Source organism: Celeribacter sp. HF31, from assembly GCF_011806455.1.
In the GTDB taxonomy this organism is placed as follows: domain Bacteria; phylum Pseudomonadota; class Alphaproteobacteria; order Rhodobacterales; family Rhodobacteraceae; genus Celeribacter.
On record NZ_JAATOT010000002.1, the window covers coordinates 72,797 to 93,365 of the forward strand.

Genomic DNA, 20,569 nt, shown 5'->3' on the forward strand with positions numbered 1-20,569 from the left:
AGAGGATTGCGCAAAAAAGCGAGGTCTTGCCTAATTTTTGCCAAATTTCTTGAGCCGCCACGCAATTTTATCCACAATTGACCCTACGTCATGCCTCTTCGTAACCGAGATTTTTGCGCAGAAACGCCAAGGCGACCCCAAGACCGTCCGGCGAAATCCCATGCCCCGTGCCGCGCATGATATGGGCGTAGGTCTCAAAGCCCGCAGCTTGCAGCGCCTGCCCCGCCTCAGGCAAAGATTGCGGCGGCACCACCTGGTCTTCGTCACCATGAATCAGCAGTACGGGCATTTTCACCTGCATCTCGTCTTCGAGCATCTCCGGCTCCAAAAGACGCCCGGAGAAGCCCACCACACAGGACATTGCCTCCTCACGCCGCGGCGCGACATGGAGCGACATCATCGTGCCCTGAGAAAAGCCCAAAAGCGCGATCTGATCGGGTTCAAAGCCGTAGTCCACCATGATCGTGTCGAGATAATCGTTCAGCTCATCGACCGCACGAAGCATACCCGCACGGGCCTCTTCCTCGCTTGATCCGTCGATCCAGGGGATCGGAAACCATTGATAGCCCATCGGATTTCCGATGCAGCGCTCCGGCGCATCGGGCGCAAAGAACATCGTGTCGGGCATGTGTTCGGACAGAGGATCGGCCAGCCCCAAAAGATCGTTGGCGTCAGCCCCATAGCCATGCAGGAAAATCACCGCAGAGCCCGCGCGCCCTGACAGGCTGTCGCGTGTGTGGTTGGTCAGTTCGGACATGGTCTAGCGCACCCCTTCGCGTTGCTTTGCCACATGGTAGTAAGCCCAAAGCGCGCGTGCCGCAACCGCGCGCCACGGGGACCACTCTTCGGCCATGCGCCGCAGGGCACGCTCTTTCGGGCGCTCAGGCAGCTCGAACAACAGCCGCGCGGCCTCTTGCAGCGCCAGATCACCGGGGGCAAAGACATCCGCGTGACCCAGAGAAAACATGGCGTAGATCTCCGCCGTCCAGACACCGATGCCGGGCACTTGCGTGAGGGTTGCGACGACTTCTTCGGTCGGGGCCTCTCTCAGCGCACGGTAATCAATCCGCGCCTCGGCCAGCGCTTTGGCGTATCGCACCTTCTGGCGCGAGAGACCGCAGACGCGCAACTCGTCTTCTGTGGCCCAAAGCACCTTGCGCGGGCCGGTGAGTTTTGCGGCTTTCATCCGGCGCCAGATGCCATTGGCGGCGGCGACCGAGATTTGCTGGCTGACGATGGCGCTCAGAAGCTCTTCAAACCCGTCCTTACGGCGGCGCAAAGGTAAAGGTCCGGTGAGGCGCAGCGCTTCGGCAAAACGCGGGTCAGAGGCGGCCAGATGCGCCGCCCCTTCCGCCACATCGGCGTCGCAGGTGATGATCCGCCTCATGATCCTTTACATCATATCGCCGGACGCCATGGCATGGCTCTCAGCCCATTCCAAAGCATCCAAAAGATGTTCGCGCCGGGTGGCGCCCGGAGGCGGCGGACAGCTCAGAAAGGCGACCTTGATCGACCGCTCCCGCGCCGCCTCCAAAAGCCCGCGATGGCTTTCGGTGCCAAAGACCACAAGCCAATCCGTGGGCTGATCGCTCAGAACCTCCCCCGCCAAAACGGACAGCTCCCGCCCCGGCAGCCCCTCCGTGATCCGGTCGTACAGACGCGGCTCGGAGCAGGACACGCGCGCGCCCTCGGCGATCAGCGTTGCCAAGGCCTCCGCGTCGGAAACCGCCTGCCACATATCACCGGGACGCGAGCGCAAAGACGCCCGCTCAAACCGCAGATACGGCAGGCCGCGAGCTTCGCAGAGCGCGAAACTCTCGGCTGTCAGACCGGAACAGGCGGGGCTGGCGTCAATCACGGCTGTCACCTCTTCGTCTGCGATCACGCCCTCCAGCGGCGCCGCCTCCTCGGGCATTCGCACCAGCGCCTTGATCCCGGCCTCACCCAGATGATCCGCCAGATTGCGCGCTTGGGTCGTGCCAGCCAGAAGTAAGATCATCTTTCGCTTTTCCTTTTTAACGTGCAGAAGTCATGCGCGATCTGCGGGTATTTGTCAGCCCCAGTTCGGCCCCAAACCGATGGTTTGCGCAAGTTTCGGGCCGTGATGACCGCTCTGTCGTTTCCGCACAATCACGGAAACAAACACGGAAACAAAGCCGCTTTCCTGCTCAACCTCGCTGCGTCATAAAAGGGACATGACAGAATCGACCCTCACCTTGCCCTCCGGCGACTGGCCCACATTAGAACCCGGTTGGGTCTGGCTGTGCGGCGCGGGGCCGGGCGATCCCGGTTTGATGACGCTACACGCGGTGCATGCGCTCAGAGAGGCCGATGTGATCGTCTATGACGCGCTGGTGTCGAAAGAGATTTTGAGCTGGGCCGGTCCTGAGACCGAGATGGTCTACGCTGGCAAACGCGGCGGCAAGCCCTCGGCGAAACAGGCGGATATTTCACTGCAGCTCGTCGATCTGGCCAGGGCCGGCAAACGCGTGTTGCGCCTCAAGGGCGGCGATCCTTTCGTCTTTGGTCGCGGTGGCGAAGAGGCGCAGACGCTCATTCAACACGGCGTGCCCGTGCGCATCATTCCGGGCATTTCGGCAGGGATAGGCGGGCTGGCCTATGCCGGCATACCCGTCACGCATCGCGATGTGAACCAGGCCGTCACTTTTGTCACCGGCCACGACAAGACCGGTGCCGCGACCCAACTCGATTGGGCCGCCATGGGACGTGCGGCGGGGGTTCTGGTGATCTACATGGGCATCAAACACGCGCCCACCATCCGCGAGGGCCTTTTGGCCGCAGGGCGCCCTGAAGACGAGCCCGTCGCCGTGGTCTCGCAGGCGACGACGCCAGATCAGAGGGTGATCGAAACCACGCTGGGCGCCATGGTCAAAGACATCGACGCCGCCGCGATGGAACCGCCCGCGATCATCTGCATCGGGCGGGCCGTCCTGATGCGGCAGGTGCTCGATTGGCAGGCGCTCATGCGCGGTGAAGCGCCGCGCGATCTCGACCCTTTGCGGCGCGGCAAACCGGCGCAAGAGGGCTAAAGCGTTTTTCGTTTAATCTGAATCAGATTGAGCGAGAAACGTTGCCACACTGAATTGATATTGCTGCGTTTCTCAAAAATTGAGTGCCTCAAGTTTTTTGAGAAACGCTTTAAGCGCCACCTTCGCGCCCCCTGTCAGACGTTTTCGCACAACCGCACTTGAAGAACGCGGGTTCTCAGAGCGCGCCTGTGTCGTTAAACGCTATGCGACACATTCAAAAACGCGCACGAGACACAGATGACAGACATTTCGATGACGGACACCTCCAAAGCCCGCCGCAACGTGATGATCCTCGTGATGGCGCAGGCTTTCCTTGGCGCGCAGATGTCGATGATTTTCACCATCGCGGGGCTCGCCGGGCAATCTCTGGCCGCGAACCTTTGCTTTGCGACGCTGCCGATTTCGGCGACCGTTCTGGGTTCCATGCTGGCCGCCACGCCCTTGTCCGGCATCATGCAGAAATACGGCCGCCGCGTCGGCTTTTGGATCGGCACAGGCTCGGGCACGGTGGGCGCAGGCATCGGCGCCTTTGCCCTGATGCAGCAGAATTTCTGGCTCTTCGTCATCGGCGGTCTCTTCACCGGCGTCTATCAGTCCTCGCAGGGCTTCTTCCGTTTCGCCGCCACCGACACCGCCGATGAGGCCTTCAAGCCCAAGGCGATCTCCTATGTTCTGGCGGGCGGTCTGGCCTCGGCCATCATCGGGCCGCAACTTGTCAAAGTGACCTCGCAGGCCATGGTCGTGCCTTTCCTGGGCACCTATCTGGCGGTGATCGTGATCAACCTCGTGGGCTCTTTGCTGTTTCTCTTCCTCGACATTCCGAAACCGCCGGTCTCGACCCATGATCACCTGATCGGGCGCTCGCGGATGGAATTGCTCAAAACCCCGCGTGTCGCCGTCGCGATCATCGTCGCCATGGTCTCCTACGCGCTGATGAACCTCGTGATGACCTCGACACCGCTCGCTGTCGTCGGCTGTGGCTTTGAACAAAACACCGCCGCCGATGTGGTCTCCGCCCACGTTTTGGCGATGTTCATCCCGTCTTTTTTCACCGGTTTCCTAATCTCGAAATTCGGCGTCGAACGCATCATGGCGACGGGTCTCGTCATCCTCGCTGCCGCGGGCGTCGTCGGTATGATCGGCGTCGATCTTGAGAATTTCTTCGTCGCGCTGATCCTCTTGGGCGTGGGCTGGAACTTCGGCTTTATCGGTGCGACCGCCATGCTGTCCTCTGCCCATGAGCCCTCCGAGCGCGGTCGGGTTCAGGGCATGAACGACCTGATCGTCTTTGGCGGCGTGACCATGGCCTCGCTGGCCTCGGGTGGCCTCATGAACTGTTCCGGCGGCTCCGCCCAAGACGGCTGGGCGGCGGTCAACCTCGCCATGGTGCCGTTTCTGACACTCGCAGGCGGCGCACTGATCTGGCTTTGGATGCAGTCGAGAGAGCGGCTTTAACGCACCTCTCGCCTTAGCCCTGCCTGATCCGCTCCCGATGCCGCGCCAGCCAAAGCGCGGACATGTAGAGCGGGCCAACATCCAACTGTCCCGCGTCGCACATCGCCATCAGATCGTCGAAGGACATGAGATAGGAGGCGATGTCCTCATGCTCATGATCGAGGCCCCCGCCGGTCTGGGTGATCCCGTCCGGCAACTCAGTGATGCCGATGTAAGAGGTCACATATTCCGTCATCGCGCCCGAGGACGGGTAATACTCCGCGATCTTATGGAGTTCACCAATCGCGACACCCGCTTCTTCCTCGCCCTCGCGCCGGGCGGTGGCCTCAGGCCCCTCGCCTGCGTCCACACGGCCTGCGATGGGCTCGAGCATCCAGGGACGTTTGTCGCCCCGCGCGAAAGGCCCAAAGCGAAACTGTTCGATCACTAGGACCCGGTCGCGCACCGGATCATAGGGCAGCACAGTGACCGCATCGGCCATCAGGAACGCCGCGCGGGTCATGTCCCTGGACTCGGAGCCGTCGAAATGGCGGTGCTTGATGGTCCGGTCGTCCACGGCAAAGAAAAAACTATAAGGGATGTCGCGGCGCAGCGAGGTGACATCGTCTCGGCTCATATCGACACGCGCGGGGGACCGCGGACGCCCGCCCGCCTCCGCCGTCATCCGTGCCCAGGCGCGGGTGAAGATCATCGGACGCAGCGGGCGCAACTCTTCGACGCTGCGCTCGCCATGATAGTGCACCACCTCATGCGCGGCGGCCGCGATGAATTCGGGCGACAGAAACGGCTCGTCGCCCTCCAGAACCTCCCGCAGAAAGTCAATCTCAGTGGGAGAATAGCGCGGGCTCAGGGCCGCAAACACATCGTTCACGCCCATTTTCGTGCCGCCTTTTCCGTCAGCCAGCCGCCAAAGAACCCGCCGACGATCAGGATGAACAAGACATCGGGTTTCAGCACATACATGATATATTCCCGCATCAGATCGACCATCGACATCAAGGCCTCCGTCGGGCCGCGATAGCGTTTGTCCAAGGAGCGGTGGATCATGGTCTCGAAGGCGAAATAGAACACCGACCAGAAGGTCAGGATCACCGAGGAGGAAAACCCGTAACTGTAGGCTGCCGCCATCGTGTCGCCTGCGCGTTTGCCAAGGAACACCCAGCCGGTCAAAAGCCCGAAAAACCCGGCGATATAGGTCATGAGGCCATAGCGCGTGCTTTCGGGCAGGTAATTCTTCGCCAGCTCGGCGGCGAACCAGGCCAAAAGGGCGAACCAAATGGCGGCAACGAGTTTTGCGGCTGTGGGCATATTTACCTGCTCGGGTGGGCGATTGTGATTTGTGTTACGTCACAGTTTCCCCCGTCAAAGGTCGCGGCGCAAGAGGTCAGATAGAAATTCCACATCCTGCGAAACCGCTCATCAAAGCCCATGGCTTCGATTTGATCCCATTTCGCGTTGAAGGTCTCATACCAACGTCTGAGCGTGATGGAATAGCTCTCACCGAACTCGCGGCTTTTCACGGTCTCAAGCCCCGCCTTGCCGATTTCTTCGCGCAGCACCGTGGGACTTGGCAGCATGCCACCCGGGAAGATGTATTTCTGGATGAAATCCACACCTTTGCGGTAGGTTTCAAAGCGTTTGTCCTGCAATGTGATGATCTGAAGCGTCGCCCGCGCGTCCGCCTTCAGGCAGTCGCGAATTTTTCCGAAATAGACCGGCCAGTATTTCTCCCCCACCGCTTCGAACATCTCGATCGAGGCGATGCCGTCATACTGCGCGCGCTCGTCGCGGTAGTCTTGCAGTTTGAGCTGCACCCGCTCGGACAGTCCCGCCTTTTGAATGCGCTGCGCCGCGAAGCGGAACTGCTCCTCTGAGATGGTCAGCCCCGTGACCTTGAGGCCGCGCTCTCCGGCGGCATATTCGGCAAATCCGCCCCAGCCACAGCCGATCTCCAAGACATGATCGCCGGGCTTCACACCCATCTCATCGACCATGCTCTGGTATTTGGCGATCTGTGCGGCCTCGAGGCTTTCCTGCCCGGTCTCAAAGAGCGCCGAGGAATAGGTCATCGTGTCATCGAGCCAGAGCCCGTAGAATTCATTGCCCAGATCGTAGTGATAGGAAATATTCTTTTTCGCCTGCCTGCGCGTGTTGGAATTCATCCAATGCCGCATGCGTTCATAGGCGCGCACAAAGGCCATGCCGGGAAAGCCATCGTAAAGATCGTCATTTCCGGCATGCAACAGGTCCATGAAGGCCATCAGATCGGGCGTCGACCAGCCGCCATCGAGATAGTCCTCGCAAAACCCCAGATCGCCTTCACGAATGAGCCGGGCAAAGACATCGTCGCTTTGCACATCGAGCCGCGCCACGGGACCGGGCGCTTTGCCATTTGCGCGAAACACCCGCCCGTCGGGCAGTGCGAAATCCAACTGGCCGCGCGCCATGTCTTTGGCGACCGCGAACACATTGCTGAAATAGCGCGGAAGATCGTCCTGACCCTCCGTGCTTGTGAGGACCTCTTCGGTCTGAAGTTTGCTGTTGTCGTGCATCATCTCACCCCGCGTCTCTTTACGAGTTTAGCGCAAAGTGAGATTTCGTCACCCTTTCAATGTCTCATAGGCTTCAAGAGCCTTTTCGCGGCCCGCTTTGAGGCCCACCACCGGCTCGGGATAAGCGTCCTCAGGCGTGAGCTCCCAGGATTTGGGCACAGCGTCGAAATAGGACAGCGCGGTCTTGGTCGGACGCGCCTGCCCTTCGGCGATCCAGCGACGCAGGTAGGTGCCATCGGCGTCGAATTTCTCCGCCTGCCCGTCCGGGTTGAAAATCCGAAAATAGGGCGCCGCATCGGGACCACAGCCCGCCACCCATTGCCAGCCCATGGCATTGGACGCCGGGTCCCAGTCGATGAGACAGTCCTCGAACCACTTTCGCCCCACGCGCCAATCGGTCAGCAGGTGTTTCGTCAGATAAGAGGCCGCAATCATCCGCGCGCGGTTGTGCATCACGCCGGTCACGAACATTTCACGCATTGCGGCATCGACGAAACGCACGCCGGTACGGCCCTGGCGCCAGCGCTCGGCGTCCTTGTTGTCTCGACGCCACGGGAACGCGTCCCAGCCCTCGCGGTGGTTTTGCTCCGGCAGGTCGGGTTCGTGGTACAAAAGATGATAGGCAAACTCGCGCCAGACCAGCTCCTTGAGAAAGTGTTCCGCACCCTTCGCGCCCTCCTCCATCGCTTGCCAACCCGCGAACCAGATGCGACGCGGGGAGATCTCGCCATAGGTCAGGTTTTCCGACAGACCGGAACAGACCGGATCGGCAGGAAAGTCGCGCCGGGCTTTGTAGTCATTCGCATGATGTTGGAGAAAGGCCGAGAGCCGCCCGTTGGCGGAGGTTTCCCCGATGTGACAATGCGGGAGAACCACCTCGGCGCCCCGTCGCATCGCAGCGCCCAGGTGCCAGTCGTCCAAGGTATCACTTTCTGGCCAGTTCTCAGGCCATGTGATCTCAGGCTTCGCCACAGGCTCCGTAACGGGAGTGTCGCGCACGGACTTCCAGAATGGCGTGTAGACCTTGTAATAGCCGCCGGTTTTGGTCTCCACCGTCCAGGGTTCGAACAGAAGGTGCCCGTTCGCGGACTGCGCCTCGACCCCCGCCTCTTTCAATGCGGATTTGACCTCTGTGTCGCGCGCAATGGCGGCCTTGTCGTAGAGCCGGTTCCAGTAAACACCACCGGCTCCCAGCTCTTTGACCAGTTGCAAAAGCTGATCCTTGGCGTCCCCATGGCGCAGCACGACCTTGCCACCCAGCTCTTCGATCCGCGCCATGAGATGGTCAAGCCCAAGCCCCAAGCGCCATTTCGGCGCGGCACCAAGCCCGTCCACCGTGTCATCGCGGATGAACACCGGCACCACCCGCCCGGCCTTGGCCGCGGCCACCAGCGCGGGGTTGTCGTCGAGGCGAAAATCCCGCCTGATCCACCAAATCGAAACCATAGTCTTTCCTTCTTTGGAAGGCTAACGCGCGAGGCCGCGATTTGGATCAGATTTTATGCGGCATCTTCCGCCTCGCGGTCTTCGGCCTGCGCCGACCACATCGCCGCATAGGCGCCGCCGCGCTTTAACAAAGCCTCATGGCTGCCGCGTTCGATCACCTGGCCCGCGTCCAACACGACGATCTCGTCACTGTCGGCAATCGTCGACAGGCGGTGCGCGATGGTGATCACCGTGCGCCCCACGCCCGCAAGTTTCAGCGCGCCGAGGATGCTTTGCTCCGTGCGGGTGTCCAGGGCCGACGTCGCCTCGTCCAACAGCAAAATCGGCGGGTCTTTCAACAGCGTGCGTGCAATCCCGACGCGTTGTTTTTCCCCGCCCGAGAGTTTCAGCCCCCGCTCGCCCACCTGCGTCTCATAGCCTTCCGGCAGAGCCATGATGAATTCGTGAATCTGCGCCTGTTGCGCCGCCGCGACGATCTCCTCATAGGTGGCGCCATCACGCCCGTAGCCGATGTTGTAGCGGATCGTGTCGTTGAACAGCACCGTGTCCTGCGGCACGACACCGATGGCACGGTGCAGGCTTTCCTGGCTCACCTCGCGAATGTCCTGCCCGTCGATCTGAAGACTGCCGCCGGTCACATCGTAGAAGCGGAACAGCAACCGTCCGATGGTGGATTTGCCCGAGCCGGAATGGCCGACGATGGCCATGGTCTTGCCCGCTGGCACCTCCAGATCGACACCTTTCAGGATCTGCCGCGCCGGATCATAGGCGAATTCGACAGCGTTCAAAGTAACCGTGCCGCCGGTGACCTTGATGTCCTTCGCATGGGGCGCATCCTTGATTTCGGCCGGTTGATGCAACAGGTCGAACATCTCTTCCATATCCACCAAAGCCTGACGGATTTCGCGGTAAACCGTGCCGAGGAAATTCAAAGGCATGGTGATCTGGATCATATAGGCGTTGACCATGACGAAATCGCCGACGGTCATCTGACCGTTCTGCACCCCGATGGCGGCCATGACCATGACGATCACCAGCCCCCCGGTGATGAAAAACGACTGGCCGAAGTTCAGAAAACCCAGCGAATAGGCGGTCTTGTTGGCGGCGACCTCATAGGCCTCCATCGCCTTGTCGTAGCGGTCGGCTTCGCGTTTCTCGGCGACGAAATATTTCACCGTCTCGAAATTCAACAGGCTGTCGACGGCCTTTTGGTTCGCGTCCGTGTCCTGATCGTTCATCTCTTTTCGAAGCTTCACGCGCCACTCGGTGACCTTGAAGGTGAAGAGGATGTAGATCGCGATCGTCGCCAAAAGCACGAACATATAGGACGGTCCGAAGGCGAAAGACACAACCACCAGAACCATCACCAGCTCAAGCGCCAGAGGCCCGATGGAAAAGACCAGAAAGCGCAACAGGAAGGCCACGCCCTTCACCCCACGCTCGATGATCCGCGACAGCCCGCCGGTCTTGCGGGTGATGTGATAGCGCATCGACAGCGCGTGAATGTGGTTGAAGGTCTCCAGCGCCAATTGTCTGAGCGCCGATTGCGCCACCGGCGAAAAGATCACGTCTCTGAGCTGGTTGAACCCGTTGGTCATCAACCGCGCCATGCCGTAGGCGACCGTCAGCCCCACCGCGCCCGCGCCCAGCATCCAGGCGGCGGATTGCCCCTCCCCCGCGAGCGCATCGACGGCGGACTTGTAGAGCACCGGCGTGCCGACCGTGACCAGTTTCGCCGCCAGCAAAAACACCATGGCGACGATCACCCGCGTCTTGGTTTTTCTGGCATCTTCCGCCGTTTTGTCGGGCCAGAAATAGGGAATGACCGCCCGGATCACCGCCCAGCCGTTCTTTGGTCCTTCGGTCACTCTCAAAGGGCGATTGCCGCGCATGGAGTTGCCTTTCACGTTTGAAACAGGGGCGCAACCTGACGCAAGACCGGACGAGGCGCAAGCGTTCTTCGCGCAAAACACGAGAGGCATATCCGCGCAGCAGCGATGCCTCTCCTGCGGAATTTATTCAGGAATCTCGAAAATCTGCCCCGGATAGATCAGGTCCGGATCGCGGATCTGCGCCCGATTGGCGTCAAACAGGCGAACATAGAGATAGCCGTCGCCGTAGCGCTCGGAGGCAATGCCCCAAAGCGTGTTGCCCGGCTGCACGGTGACCGAGGCGATGCGCGGTTTGGGGGCGTTGGCCTCGGCGGTCGGGGTCTCCGCCGCCTCTGCCGACGCCTCAGCAGACGTCTCTGGTGAAGGCTCAGCGGCCTGCGAAGATCCCGAAGCAATCTCGGCCAGTTTGGCGATCTCCTCGCGCTGGAACGGGCTTTCGACGCGGCTCACCACGGCACCCTCTGCGATCTGATCCACGCGCAAAGTGTAGCGCCCTGCCGCGACATCTGCGAGTTCGCGACGCCATTGGCCGTCCGCACCTGCGCGCGCCTCGGTCAAAAACGCCCCGTCGAGATAGATCAAAAGCTCGGCCCAAGGTGCGGCGCGGCCCGAGACGAAGACCCGGCCCTCCGGGTCATAGGTGATCGCATCGATCCTCAGCTCCGCAGGCGCCGTGCCCGCCTGTTGCAGCACTTTGACGCCGTCGTCGTCCGCCATCAGCACCGTCGGTTGTTGTGCCGGGGACTCATCCTGTTCCGGCGCTGACTGTGGCTCAGAGGCCTGCGCTGTGCTTTGCCCTGTGCCCGGCCCGGAGGCCTCCAAACCTGTCGACTCCAGAACCCGCGTCGCGACAGCCACGCCCGCGCTTTGGGCCGTGCCGGACACTGTGCCGCCTGTCGTGTCGGGCGGCACATCGGTTTCGTCACCTAAAGAAACCGGTGTTTTCGGCGGCGTGTTGGCGGGGGCGATTAAGACCGTTTCGGCGCTGGCAAGCTCTTCAGCGCCCTCGGCGGTGGATTTGGACATCAGCCGCATTTCGCGGGCCTCTCCCGACGCAGGCAACTCAAAAAGCGCGACGAATTCGCCCCGGTCCGAGGCCTCTGTCTGGGTGACCTCTTCGCCATCGACCAGAATGGAGACGGTCGCACCGGGTTCCGCGCGCCCGGCCACGGTCGCAAGCCCATCGGGGGGAATGCGCACCAGATCGAAGGCGGGATTGAGCTGGACTGTGGTCTCGGCGAGCGCCGCATCGGTGTCGGATGTGGCATCCTGATCCGGAACGGTCAGGTCGACGACCGCAGCGGGGGGCTCTGTGCCACCCGATTGCGCCAGATCTGAGTCCGGCTGAGGTCGCGCAAGGTAAAGCGTGGCGCCGATCGCCACCACAATCACCGCCGCCCCGACACCCGCCGCCGGCAACATCCATCCGTTCGTGTTCGACATCTTCTGTCCCCTGTTTCCCCCGCCAAGACAGAGCACGGTGATCATGCCGCATCCCTGCGGCATCCCTCGCGTCGATCAAGACTTGAGAGAGCCTAGCAAGGGGTCTAACAAGGGTCAAAGACTTCCTTTTTTGAAAGTGCATGCCATGTCCGACCAGCCCGTTGCCGCGCCCAATTCCACGCCGTTTTCCGTCTGCGTCTATTGCGGGTCGCGCCCGGGCAACAAGGACAGCTACGAGATTGCGGCACGTGAGATGGGCGAGGCCATCGCCGCCGAGGGCTGGCGTCTGGTGTACGGCGCGGGCGATGTCGGATTGATGGGCGCCGTGGCGCGCGCAGCGCAAAAGGCAGGTGCGGAGACCTTTGGCGTGATCCCGACGCATCTCTTGCCGAAAGAGGTCGGTAAACGCGATCTGACGCGGTTTATCATCACCGAGAACATGCATGAGCGCAAAAAGGTGATGTTCATGAATTCGGACGCCATCGTGGTGCTTCCGGGCGGCGCGGGCTCGCTGGACGAGTTTTTCGAGGTGCTGACCTGGAAACAGATCGGCCTGCATGACAAGCCGATCTTTCTGCTGTCCACCGACGGCTATTGGCAGCCGCTCGAAGCCCTCATCGACCATGTCATCGACGAAGGTTTTGCGCCGCTCTCGACCTCAAGCTATTTCGAGACGGTGGAGACGGTCGAAGATCTGGTCGCCGCGCTGAAGGCCTTGCGAGAGACCTAACAGGCGCATGCGGACCATTGAAAGCATAGAAGATTTGAAAGGACCGGAGTTTTCCTCTTGTCTTTTCAAAGACCTGAACTTTGATGGTCTGGATCTTTCCAGTCACAGCTTTGAGCATTGCGACTTTGAGAATTGCAGCTTTGCCGGGGCTTTTCTGGAGAACGCCCAGTTCATCAAATGCAAGGCCATTCGCGGCGCGTTCAGCTATGCCCGCCTTTCGGATGCCCGGTTCGACATGTGCAACCTCTCCCTGACGCAGTGGGTGAACAGCGATGTTTCCGGGGCCTGTTTTCAGGACTGCAAGCTGACCGGCGCTGAGTTCCGCGACGCGCGCGCGCTGGGGGTCGATTTCAACGGCTCCGTCCTGTCCGGAGCCTATCTTCGCCAGATGAATTTTCGCAAATGTCATCTCATTCGGGTCGATTTGACCGAGGCCGATCTGGCGGGCTGCGATTTCAGTGACGCGGTTTTCGAACAGTGTCGTTTGCAGGGCGCACATCTTTCGACCGCGCGGTTCGAGGGCGCCGATTTGCGTCAGGCCGATCTGGGCGTCCTGACATTTGCCAGCGCCTCCTGTTTCAAAGGGGCGATCATTTCGAAAACCCAGGCCACCGAATTGCTGCACGGCCTCGGCGTAACTGTCCTTTAGGATCTTGAAACCACCTCAAGCCGAACAACGCGCCTTGCGGGCCCGGCGCGCGGAACGGTCCTGACGCAGCACCTCCAGCGTGTAGAGCACTAGAGCGATCCAGATCAACGGCATGGCGATGGCGTGCCAATGGGTGAAGGGCTCGGAAAAGACGAAAACGGCCAAAAGGAACTGGATCGTCGAATTCAAATATTGCCCCATGCCCACGATGTTGAGCGGCAGGCGACGCGCGGCGGCGGCGAAAAAGATCAGCGGCACGCCGGTGACCACGCCCGAGGCGATCAGCATGAGGGACATGTACCAGGACGTGCCGAAAGCGCCCGCGGGCTGGGTCTCTGTCCCGCCCCAGCCGTAGAGGTGGATGCCCACAAGCCCGATCAGCGCCAGAGGCACGAGGAACACCACCTCGCCTGCGACCGAAAGAAATGGCCCCGCGACCAGCGTCTTTTTGATCGCGCCATAAATGGAAAAGGTCACGGCCAGCGTGAGCGCAATCCACGGCAGGGAGCCGATCCCGATGCCAAGCACCAGAACCGCGACCATGGCCAGCACAATCGCGAGATATTGCAACCCGTAGAGGCGTTCCTTGAACACCACGACGCCCACCAAAGTGGCGACAAGCGGGAAGACATAATAGCCAAAGGCCGCCTCGAGCGCCTTCCCGGACTGCACGGAATAGATGAACAAGCCCCAGTTGACCGAAATGAACAGCGCCGCGAAGATCACCTTGCTCTGTTGCGGGCCGCTGATCAGGCGCCGCAACTCGCCCAGACGTCCCTTGAGCACGATCCAGATGCCAAAGAGCACGAAGGTCCATATCGTCCGGTGCGCCAGAATCTCTGTCGCCGGAACCATGGCCATGGCTTTGTAATAGAGCGGCGAGATGCCCCAGAGGGTCTGCGCGAGCAAGAGCGCGACCCAGCCTTTTTGTGTCTCAGTCATGGGCGGACAAAGCGCCTTTCATTGACGGCTGGCAAGGAACAAAAATGCACAAGGCATCTGATCCCTCATGCGCGCATTGCAGAGCTTATCCGCCGATCGCCTTCGTCACAAAGGCTTCGAAAGGGTCCTCACCCGGCACATAGGGCAAATGCGTCGTATAAGTCTCGGGCGGGGCCTCCCCGGTCAACTCGAGACAGAGAGACCGTGCCAAAGACGGCGGCATGAATTCCTCATCAAAGCTGTCTTCGAACTGCTCTTCGGGCGTTTCCGCCAAAGAGTCGCGGCCGTAAATCTCGATATATCCATTGGCCAAAAGCCGGATCAGATCGCTGGCGCTCTCAGCCAAAGTCAGACATTCGCCCTCATCGCCTAAGAACACGTAGCACTGAGGCTGGCCCTCCACCTGCCAGAGCGCGATATAAGACCCGGTGCTCGAGGCGTGCAGAAAGGGAATGATCCGATCCTCATAGCCGCCCTCACCGAACCAATGCCGCACCAGATCGGGCGGCTGGCAGAAATAGACATCGCTCGTCAGGCCTTCGGGCCGCGTCGGGTCTTCGATCGTGACGACGGTCTCGCCGCCGATATGGACATGCCCGGCCGCACCGAGACCGTCCATGAAACACAGCAACAGCGGATCGAAGGCGACCCTCGCCGCCTCAAACCGCGCCAGAAAGGCCGTGCGAAACGCCGCATAGGTCGTCCCGCCGGTCACATCATATCTCCTTGGCAAAAAGCCTCTATCGCGTTCAGGAAAATCTCCGCCCCCAAGGGAATGAGCGCATCGGGAAAGTCGAAATCCGGGTTGTGCAACTCGGGTTGATCTTCGCCCGACCCCAAAAACAGCATCGCCGCCGGGATTTCCGTGCCGAAAAGGCCAAAATCCTCCGACGGACGCATCGGGATCGCGCCCTCGACACGCGGCAGGCCTTTCACCGCGTCTTCCAAGAGCGCGGTCGCCTCGGGGGCGTTCACCGAATGGCTGAAAGCGTCATGAATGGTGATCTCTGGGGTGAAAGCTGCGGCGGAGGTCTCGATCAGCGCGCGGGCCTCGGCTTCAAGTGCGGACATTTCACTGTTCAAAAGCGTGCGCAGTGTGACTTGCAACTCCGCTTCGCCGGGGCTGATGCCAAAGGACGGCACCCCGAGCCGCGCGTGGGTGACGGTGCAGAGCCGAAAGCCCGGGTCTTCGGTCGGCAAATCCCGCGACAAGGCACCCAGGGCCGGGATCAGTTCAGACAGGGCCAGACCGGGCGAGCGGCCATTTTCAGGCCGCGCGGCGTGAGAAGTCTGGCCGGTGAAGCGGATATGAAGCCCGCGCGAGGCACAGGCCACTGGCCCCTCTTGCAAGGCCACAGAGCCGAGTGGCAGCTTTGGCAGATTGTGCAAAGAGATCGCCAGATCGGGGGTGAGTGCAGCGAATTTCGGATCGGCCATCACGGCACGGGCGCCCTGCCCGGTCTCTTCGGCGGGTTGGAACATCAGGACGACGCGGCACGCAGGTGCACGCTGAGACAGAGCGCAGCCCACCGCGTAAAGCGTCGCCATATGGCCGTCATGGCCGCAGAGATGTCCGACGCCCTCCGTGAGCGACCGATATTCGGGGCCAAAATCCTCCAAGATCGGCAAAGCATCCAGCTCCGCCCGGATCATCAGGGTTCTCGCGCCAGTACCAAAGACGGCGGCCACCCCCGTGCCGCCCAGCCCTTCGATCACTTCCGCGCCAAGATCACGCATGCGCTGAGCGATGCGTTTGGCGGTCTCATGCTCTTCGCCTGACACCTCGGGAAAGCGATGCAACTCGTGGCGCAGGGCGATCGCCTCGGCCAAAGTGTCCGGTGCGAGGGTCCAGGCCCCGGGAAGCGGATGTGTCATGAGGTCGTCTCCTCCGGACCGCAAAGCGTCACGACCGTAATCTCAGGCGGCATGTTGATGCGCACCGGATATTCGGAACAGCCGATCCCGCCCGAGACAATCAACACGCGCCCCTCGGCCTCGTAGCGCCCGTAGGAATAGGTCTCGTTCTCCGCCGCCATGATGATGGGAGAGCGGTTGCCGATGCGGATTTGTCCGCCGTGGGTGTGGCCCGACAGGGTCAGGATGCATTGCGCGGGGACATGCGGAAACAGATCGGGTTCATGCGCCAAAAGGATCGCAGGCGCCTCCGAGGTGACCTCGCGCATGGCGGCCTCCAGATCGTCGAAACCCTCGCCATCCGGTCCCTCGTCATAGGGGCGTTGATCGCCCAGACCGACGAGCCAGACTTCGCCGCCCTCATGCGCCAATTTGGCCGCCTCATTGTCCAGCAAGGGAATGCCGTGACGGGTCAGCGCCTTTTGTGCTTCGCAAGGCACGCGGGCCTTGGCGGCATCAAAATCCTGCCACCAGTCGTGATTGCCGAGCACGGCATAGGTGCCGAGTGTGCCACGAAACTCTTTCAACGCGTCGATGATGTCGTCTTTGCCCGTCTGCCCCCAGGTCCAGCCATGAGCCGCGGAATAATCCCCCAACAGCACCGCCAGATCCGGCGCCAACCGATTGGCTTTGCGGGTGATCCGTCTGACCCGCGACAACGGGATGTAAGGCGCGCCCGCATGCAGATCGGAGATGATCACAATCCGCATCGGCGCCCTCGCGCCCCACGCCGGGTGTTCGACCCGATAGCGTTTGACGCGCAGCCGCCAGGCGGGTTCGATCCAGACCCCGTAAAAAAGGGCCAGGAGCAAGACGGCTCCCAGCCCGAGAAGGATGTAAAATCCCGCGTTCACCGGATCACATGCGCGATGCGACGTTTTCCCAGTTCACCAGCTTGTCGAGGAAGTTCGACAGGTAGACCGGGCGTTTGTTGCGGAAGTCGATGTAGTAGGAGTGTTCCCAGACGTCACAGCCCAAAAGAGCGGTCTGGCCGAAGCAGAGCGGGTTCACGCCGTTTTCGGTCTTGGTCACTTTGAGGGAGCCGTCGGTGTCTTTGACGAGCCAAGCCCAGCCGGAGCCGAACTGACCGGCACCTGCGGCGGCGAAATCTTCTTTGAATTTTTCGACGGAGCCAAAGGATTCGACGAGCGCTTTTTCAAGCTCACCCGGCATTTTCTTCTCGCCCGGGCCCATCATTTCCCAGAATTGGGTGTGATTCCAGTGCTGCGACGCGTTGTTGAAGATGCCGTTTTGAGCAACGGCGCCAGCGTCATAGGTGCCTTTGATGATCTCTTCGACCGATTTGCCTTCCCACTCGGTGCCTTCGATCAGCTTGTTGCCGGTCGTCACATAGGCGTTGTGGTGCAGGTCGTGGTGATACTCGAGCGTCTCCTTGGACATGCCGAGATCGGCGAGAGCGTCGTGTGCATAGGGAAGATCGGGAAGTTCAAAAGCCATTGGGGCCTCCATAAGTCAGCAGTGATGCGTTTCAGATCCGGGTTATAGGTGATCCGATGCCGGGCTCGGGTCAAGGGCGAAACACTGGAATCGTTCCAGAAAAGCTGAACAGCGGGTGTTCGCCGCTGTCCGCTTGTATGCCCAAGGATCAATTGCCGTCCGGCAGATCGATCTGAATCTCAGGCTCATCGCCAATCGGCGGAACATCCCCGCCGGTGAAAAGATAATAGGCGATCCCGACCACCAAAACGAGTATCGCGCCCACCAAAATGCCAAGCCCGGTATTGCCACCACTTTTTTCGCCACTCATGACTGTCTCCTTAATGTCAAACCGTTGTGTCAACGGCCCCAAGCGGGACCGATTGAAAACACAACGTAAACCGCCGCCAGAGGGTTCCGAAAATGCACAGGAGAAAATGCGCACTGGCAGATACACTGTGGAAAATACACCATGGAAAATACAAGGAGCAGGTTTCATCTTGCCTGAGATTTGAGAGAGGCTTTAGATTGAAGACATGTTTTGGCTCTGGATTTTAATGGTTTTGGCGTTCCCCTTTTTGGGTTGGTGGGCGCATAAGAGATTGCGCCAGCTCTCCCAGACGATTGACCAAACCGACGCTTGGCTGTCCGGCCAGGCCGCCAAGCTCCCTTCAGATCGCAAACGCCCCATCAGACACACAGCACCGCGCCGTAAAATCGTCACGCAAAATCTGCGTGAGGCCCTGTCGCGCATGACCTTCTATGGCGCGTTCACCCCCATGCCGATTATGATTTTCAACGTCTTTCGATACGCAAAACGCAAAGAATGGTGGCAAGACAAAGACCCCCAGCTCAAGGCAAGGACATCGGGGCCATGGGACACCCCAGAGACGGACGACGATAATATTGTCGATATTGTCGACATCGATTTCGATATCCGAGACCTCCCTGCGTCTCAAAAGGAGCCTCAAGGCCCGGCGTCAGCAGACAGTCCAACACATAAAGGTTGAGACAGCCGGTCACACCCACGTCATAAGGGGTTTCGCAAAGCCCCTCCGCCGGATACACCTTCCGAACGGAAACTCTTTGACGGACCCTGACATGACCTTTTGGATCATCGCCACTGCCATCGCCATCCTGTCCGCCGCCCCTCTGGCGCTCGCTTTGCGCAAGTCGCGCGGGATCGGGGCCGACAGCGCCTCTGCGGCGGAGATCGAGATGAAGGTCTACCGCGACCAGCTCAAAGAGGTCGATCGCGATGCGGCCCGTGGCGTGATCTCGGACGAGGACGCCAAACGCGCCCGAGTCGAGGTCTCTCGCCGCCTGCTCGAGGCCGACAAAGCGCGGGAGACCAAAGCGAAAACCACCACCGCTGCCCCGATCTGGGCCGCGGTTGCGCTGGGCACGGCGGTGATCGGCGGCGGGATCTGGCTCTACAGCGATCTCGGCCAACCCAAATACGAAGACCTGCCGCTCTCGCATCGCCTCGAAGTGGCCGAAGAGATCCGCGCCAACCGCCCGTCTCAGGCCGAGATCGAACAGACCCGCCCCTCCTCGCCGCCCATCCAGGAGCCTGACGAACGTCTTTTGACCCTCGTCGCCCAATTGCGCACCGCGCTGGAAACCCGCCCGGACGATCTTCAGGGCCACATTTTGCTGGCCCGCAACGAGGCCGTGATCGGCAATTACGACCGTGCCTATGCCGCCCAACAAGAGGTGATCCGCATCAAAGGCCCCGGCGCCACCGCCGACGATTACGCAGATCTCGCCGATATGATGATCCTCGCCGCAGGCGGCTATGTCTCGCCCGAGGCCGAGGAAGCCCTGTCCAAGGCCCTGAGCCGCGATCCGCAAAACGGCACGGCGATCTACTATTCCGGCATGATGTTCGCCCAAAACGGCCGTCCCGATATGACCTTCAAACTCTGGCGTCCTCTGCTGAATTCCTCGGCCGCAGACGACCCTTGGGTGCCGCCAATCCGCGCCCAGATCGAAGCCGTCGCCCAGGCCGCCGGTGTGCGCTACACCCTGCCGCCCGCCCCGATGGAGAACGGTCTGCGCGGGCCCACCCAAGAGGACATCGACGCCACCGCCGAGATGACGCCCGAAGAACGCCAGGAGATGATCCGCGGCATGGTCGAAGGCCTGTCCGCGCGCCTCGCCAACGAAGGCGGCTCGCCCGAGGAATGGGGCCGCCTGATCTCCTCTCTCGCCATGCTGGGCGACACCGACCGTGCCCGCGCGATCTGGAACGAGGCGCAGGTGATCTTTGGCCCCTCGCCCGAGGCGCTGGCCGTGATCCGTCAGGGCGCCGAACGTGCGGGACTTGTCGAATGAGCGCCCTGATCACCGATGACGTCGCAGAATTCAACGCCTCCCTGCCCGCTATGAGTGCGCTCGCCGGGTTGGATTTTGGCGACAAAACCATCGGCGTCGCGATCTCCGATCGGCTACGCTCTGTCGCCACCCCGACCGAGACAATCCGGCGCAAGAAATTCACCCAGGACGCTGAGGCTTTGCTGAAACTCCTGGCCGCGCGTGAAGTCTCCGGCATCGTCTTGGGCCTGCCGCGTAACATGGATGGCTCCGAAGGCCCGCGCTGTCAGAAAACCCGCGCCTTTGCCCGCAATCTGAGCCAATTGACCGACCTGCCGATCACCTTCTGGGACGAGCGCCTGTCCTCTGTGGCCGCTGACCGCGCCATGTTGGAGGCCGACATGTCCCGCGCCAAACGCGCCGATAAGATCGACCAGGTCGCCGCCGGCGTGATCCTGCAAGGCGCGCTGGATCGCTTGAGGAACCTGTGATGGCCACGGCGACATCGCGTCAGACAATCGAAAGCCCCTGCACCAATGTTTGCAAAATCGACCCGGACACCCGGCTCTGTCTGGGCTGCGCCCGCTCGATCGACGAAATCGCGGCCTGGTCGCGGATGACTGCTGAGGCGCGCCGCCAAGTCATGGCGGAACTGCCGCAACGCGCGGAAAAGCTTAAACGTCAGAAGTGAGTATTTTTGCAGCAAAGGAGACGGCGTTTCCTTTGTGCTCGAAATACTCAAT

23 protein-coding genes are annotated in these 20,569 nt (G+C 61.0%); 8 read left to right on the forward strand and 15 right to left on the reverse strand.

The features are described from left to right. Positions 1-88: 88 nt before the first annotated feature. From HCZ23_RS03735 to HCZ23_RS03745, 3 genes are read right to left on the reverse strand one after another with little or no spacing between them, the layout of a single operon-like run. Positions 89-757 (reverse strand): alpha/beta hydrolase, encoded by a 669-nt coding sequence (locus tag HCZ23_RS03735; RefSeq protein WP_167600377.1) that lies wholly within the window; start codon positions 755-757, stop codon positions 89-91. A 3-nt stretch (positions 758-760) separates the two neighbouring features. Beyond that, positions 761-1,387 carry a DNA-3-methyladenine glycosylase gene (locus tag HCZ23_RS03740; protein ID WP_167600378.1) on the reverse strand — a complete coding sequence of 209 codons (627 nt, stop codon included), beginning with the start codon at positions 1,385-1,387 and terminating at the stop codon, positions 761-763. A gap of 6 nt (positions 1,388-1,393) precedes the next feature. After that, positions 1,394-1,999: a precorrin-6A/cobalt-precorrin-6A reductase gene (locus HCZ23_RS03745; RefSeq protein WP_167600379.1), complete on the reverse strand. Its 606-nt coding sequence runs from the start codon at positions 1,997-1,999 to the stop codon at positions 1,394-1,396. A gap of 196 nt (positions 2,000-2,195) precedes the next feature. On the opposite strand from HCZ23_RS03745, the gene cobA reads away from it, so the two are divergent. After that, positions 2,196-3,050, forward strand: a complete 855-nt coding sequence (gene cobA / locus HCZ23_RS03750) for a uroporphyrinogen-III C-methyltransferase (protein ID WP_167600380.1) — start codon at positions 2,196-2,198, stop codon at positions 3,048-3,050. Positions 3,051-3,287: 237 nt separating this feature from the next. Next, positions 3,288-4,505 (forward strand): MFS transporter, encoded by a 1,218-nt coding sequence (locus tag HCZ23_RS03755; protein WP_167600381.1) that lies wholly within the window; start codon positions 3,288-3,290, stop codon positions 4,503-4,505. 13 nt (positions 4,506-4,518) lie between these two features. Here HCZ23_RS03755 and HCZ23_RS03760 read toward each other — a convergent pair whose 3' ends face one another. The 6 genes from HCZ23_RS03760 to HCZ23_RS03785 form a co-directional block, all read right to left on the reverse strand. After that, a complete protein-coding gene (locus HCZ23_RS03760; RefSeq protein WP_167600382.1) occupies positions 4,519-5,382 on the reverse strand; it encodes an NUDIX domain-containing protein in 864 nt (287 codons plus the stop codon). Beyond that, positions 5,373-5,813 carry a TrgA family protein gene (locus HCZ23_RS03765; protein ID WP_167600383.1) on the reverse strand — a complete coding sequence of 147 codons (441 nt, stop codon included), beginning with the start codon at positions 5,811-5,813 and terminating at the stop codon, positions 5,373-5,375. The genes HCZ23_RS03760 and HCZ23_RS03765 overlap by 10 nt, the downstream gene beginning before the upstream one ends. Before the next feature lie 2 nt (positions 5,814-5,815). Continuing rightward, positions 5,816-7,057 (reverse strand): cyclopropane-fatty-acyl-phospholipid synthase family protein, encoded by a 1,242-nt coding sequence (locus HCZ23_RS03770; RefSeq protein ID WP_167600384.1) that lies wholly within the window; start codon positions 7,055-7,057, stop codon positions 5,816-5,818. Positions 7,058-7,105: 48 nt separating this feature from the next. Then, entirely contained in the window at positions 7,106-8,503 is a 1,398-nt protein-coding gene (locus HCZ23_RS03775; RefSeq protein WP_167600385.1) for a deoxyribodipyrimidine photo-lyase, read from the reverse strand. Positions 8,504-8,556: 53 nt separating this feature from the next. Next, complete coding sequence (locus HCZ23_RS03780) at positions 8,557-10,395, reverse strand: ABC transporter ATP-binding protein/permease (RefSeq protein ID WP_167600386.1); 1,839 nt, start codon at positions 10,393-10,395, stop codon at positions 8,557-8,559. Positions 10,396-10,518: 123 nt separating this feature from the next. After that, entirely contained in the window at positions 10,519-11,838 is a 1,320-nt protein-coding gene (locus tag HCZ23_RS03785) for a LysM peptidoglycan-binding domain-containing protein (RefSeq protein WP_167600387.1), read from the reverse strand. Positions 11,839-11,983: 145 nt separating this feature from the next. On the opposite strand from HCZ23_RS03785, the gene HCZ23_RS03790 reads away from it, so the two are divergent. Then, on the forward strand, positions 11,984-12,568 hold the full coding sequence (locus HCZ23_RS03790; protein ID WP_167600388.1) for a TIGR00730 family Rossman fold protein: 585 nt from the start codon (positions 11,984-11,986) through the stop codon (positions 12,566-12,568). Positions 12,569-12,575: 7 nt separating this feature from the next. Beyond that, positions 12,576-13,217, forward strand: coding sequence for a pentapeptide repeat-containing protein (locus tag HCZ23_RS03795; RefSeq protein ID WP_167600389.1), 642 nt, complete (start codon positions 12,576-12,578; stop codon positions 13,215-13,217). Between the two features lie 15 nt (positions 13,218-13,232). On the opposite strand, the gene rarD is transcribed toward HCZ23_RS03795, so the two are convergent. The 6 genes from rarD to HCZ23_RS03825 form a co-directional block, all read right to left on the reverse strand. Further along, positions 13,233-14,159 (reverse strand): EamA family transporter RarD, encoded by a 927-nt coding sequence (gene rarD, locus HCZ23_RS03800; RefSeq protein WP_167600390.1) that lies wholly within the window; start codon positions 14,157-14,159, stop codon positions 13,233-13,235. Between the two features lie 85 nt (positions 14,160-14,244). Continuing rightward, on the reverse strand, positions 14,245-14,874 hold the full coding sequence (locus HCZ23_RS03805) for a hypothetical protein (protein ID WP_167600391.1): 630 nt from the start codon (positions 14,872-14,874) through the stop codon (positions 14,245-14,247). After that, entirely contained in the window at positions 14,871-16,034 is a 1,164-nt protein-coding gene (locus HCZ23_RS03810) for an amidohydrolase (RefSeq protein ID WP_167600392.1), read from the reverse strand. Before HCZ23_RS03810 ends, HCZ23_RS03805 begins: the two co-directional genes overlap by 4 nt. Beyond that, complete coding sequence (locus HCZ23_RS03815) at positions 16,031-16,885, reverse strand: metallophosphoesterase (RefSeq protein ID WP_167600393.1); 855 nt, start codon at positions 16,883-16,885, stop codon at positions 16,031-16,033. Before HCZ23_RS03815 ends, HCZ23_RS03810 begins: the two co-directional genes overlap by 4 nt. 46 nt (positions 16,886-16,931) lie before the next feature. Next, positions 16,932-17,531 carry a superoxide dismutase gene (locus HCZ23_RS03820; RefSeq protein ID WP_167600394.1) on the reverse strand — a complete coding sequence of 200 codons (600 nt, stop codon included), beginning with the start codon at positions 17,529-17,531 and terminating at the stop codon, positions 16,932-16,934. Between the two features lie 148 nt (positions 17,532-17,679). Next, positions 17,680-17,841 carry a hypothetical protein gene (locus HCZ23_RS03825; RefSeq protein ID WP_167600395.1) on the reverse strand — a complete coding sequence of 54 codons (162 nt, stop codon included), beginning with the start codon at positions 17,839-17,841 and terminating at the stop codon, positions 17,680-17,682. A 205-nt stretch (positions 17,842-18,046) separates the two neighbouring features. On the opposite strand from HCZ23_RS03825, the gene HCZ23_RS03830 reads away from it, so the two are divergent. From HCZ23_RS03830 to HCZ23_RS03845, 4 genes are all read left to right on the forward strand, one after another. Continuing rightward, on the forward strand, positions 18,047-18,520 hold the full coding sequence (locus HCZ23_RS03830) for a hypothetical protein (protein WP_167600396.1): 474 nt from the start codon (positions 18,047-18,049) through the stop codon (positions 18,518-18,520). A 91-nt stretch (positions 18,521-18,611) separates the two neighbouring features. After that, entirely contained in the window at positions 18,612-19,847 is a 1,236-nt protein-coding gene (gene ccmI, locus HCZ23_RS03835; protein ID WP_167600397.1) for a c-type cytochrome biogenesis protein CcmI, read from the forward strand. A 5-nt stretch (positions 19,848-19,852) separates the two neighbouring features. Next, a complete protein-coding gene (gene ruvX, locus HCZ23_RS03840) occupies positions 19,853-20,317 on the forward strand; it encodes a Holliday junction resolvase RuvX (RefSeq protein WP_175580875.1) in 465 nt (154 codons plus the stop codon). Then, complete coding sequence (locus HCZ23_RS03845; RefSeq protein WP_167600399.1) at positions 20,317-20,517, forward strand: DUF1289 domain-containing protein; 201 nt, start codon at positions 20,317-20,319, stop codon at positions 20,515-20,517. Before ruvX ends, HCZ23_RS03845 begins: the two co-directional genes overlap by 1 nt. Positions 20,518-20,569 lie beyond the last annotated feature (52 nt).

Excerpts from the sequence above, each read along its gene's own strand:
- ccmI (WP_167600397.1), top strand. The coding sequence starts at position 18,612 with ATGACCTTTTGGATCATCGCCACTGCCATCGCCATCCTGTCCGCCGCC.
- HCZ23_RS03825 (WP_167600395.1), bottom strand. The coding sequence starts at position 17,841 with ATGAGTGGCGAAAAAAGTGGTGGCAATACCGGGCTTGGCATTTTGGTG.
- HCZ23_RS03820 (WP_167600394.1), bottom strand. The coding sequence starts at position 17,531 with ATGGCTTTTGAACTTCCCGATCTTCCCTATGCACACGACGCTCTCGCC.
- HCZ23_RS03745 (WP_167600379.1), bottom strand. The coding sequence starts at position 1,999 with ATGATCTTACTTCTGGCTGGCACGACCCAAGCGCGCAATCTGGCGGAT.
- HCZ23_RS03760 (WP_167600382.1), bottom strand. The coding sequence starts at position 5,382 with ATGGGCGTGAACGATGTGTTTGCGGCCCTGAGCCCGCGCTATTCTCCC.
- HCZ23_RS03775 (WP_167600385.1), bottom strand. The coding sequence starts at position 8,503 with ATGGTTTCGATTTGGTGGATCAGGCGGGATTTTCGCCTCGACGACAAC.
- HCZ23_RS03830 (WP_167600396.1), top strand. The coding sequence starts at position 18,047 with ATGTTTTGGCTCTGGATTTTAATGGTTTTGGCGTTCCCCTTTTTGGGT.
- HCZ23_RS03845 (WP_167600399.1), top strand. The coding sequence starts at position 20,317 with ATGGCCACGGCGACATCGCGTCAGACAATCGAAAGCCCCTGCACCAAT.
- HCZ23_RS03795 (WP_167600389.1), top strand. The coding sequence starts at position 12,576 with ATGCGGACCATTGAAAGCATAGAAGATTTGAAAGGACCGGAGTTTTCC.
- HCZ23_RS03765 (WP_167600383.1), bottom strand. The coding sequence starts at position 5,813 with ATGCCCACAGCCGCAAAACTCGTTGCCGCCATTTGGTTCGCCCTTTTG.
- HCZ23_RS03785 (WP_167600387.1), bottom strand. The coding sequence starts at position 11,838 with ATGTCGAACACGAACGGATGGATGTTGCCGGCGGCGGGTGTCGGGGCG.
- HCZ23_RS03810 (WP_167600392.1), bottom strand. The coding sequence starts at position 16,034 with ATGACACATCCGCTTCCCGGGGCCTGGACCCTCGCACCGGACACTTTG.
- cobA (WP_167600380.1), top strand. The coding sequence starts at position 2,196 with ATGACAGAATCGACCCTCACCTTGCCCTCCGGCGACTGGCCCACATTA.
- HCZ23_RS03790 (WP_167600388.1), top strand. The coding sequence starts at position 11,984 with ATGTCCGACCAGCCCGTTGCCGCGCCCAATTCCACGCCGTTTTCCGTC.
- HCZ23_RS03735 (WP_167600377.1), bottom strand. The coding sequence starts at position 757 with ATGTCCGAACTGACCAACCACACACGCGACAGCCTGTCAGGGCGCGCG.
- HCZ23_RS03780 (WP_167600386.1), bottom strand. The coding sequence starts at position 10,395 with ATGCGCGGCAATCGCCCTTTGAGAGTGACCGAAGGACCAAAGAACGGC.
- HCZ23_RS03740 (WP_167600378.1), bottom strand. The coding sequence starts at position 1,387 with ATGAGGCGGATCATCACCTGCGACGCCGATGTGGCGGAAGGGGCGGCG.
- HCZ23_RS03770 (WP_167600384.1), bottom strand. The coding sequence starts at position 7,057 with ATGCACGACAACAGCAAACTTCAGACCGAAGAGGTCCTCACAAGCACG.
- rarD (WP_167600390.1), bottom strand. The coding sequence starts at position 14,159 with ATGACTGAGACACAAAAAGGCTGGGTCGCGCTCTTGCTCGCGCAGACC.
- HCZ23_RS03755 (WP_167600381.1), top strand. The coding sequence starts at position 3,288 with ATGACAGACATTTCGATGACGGACACCTCCAAAGCCCGCCGCAACGTG.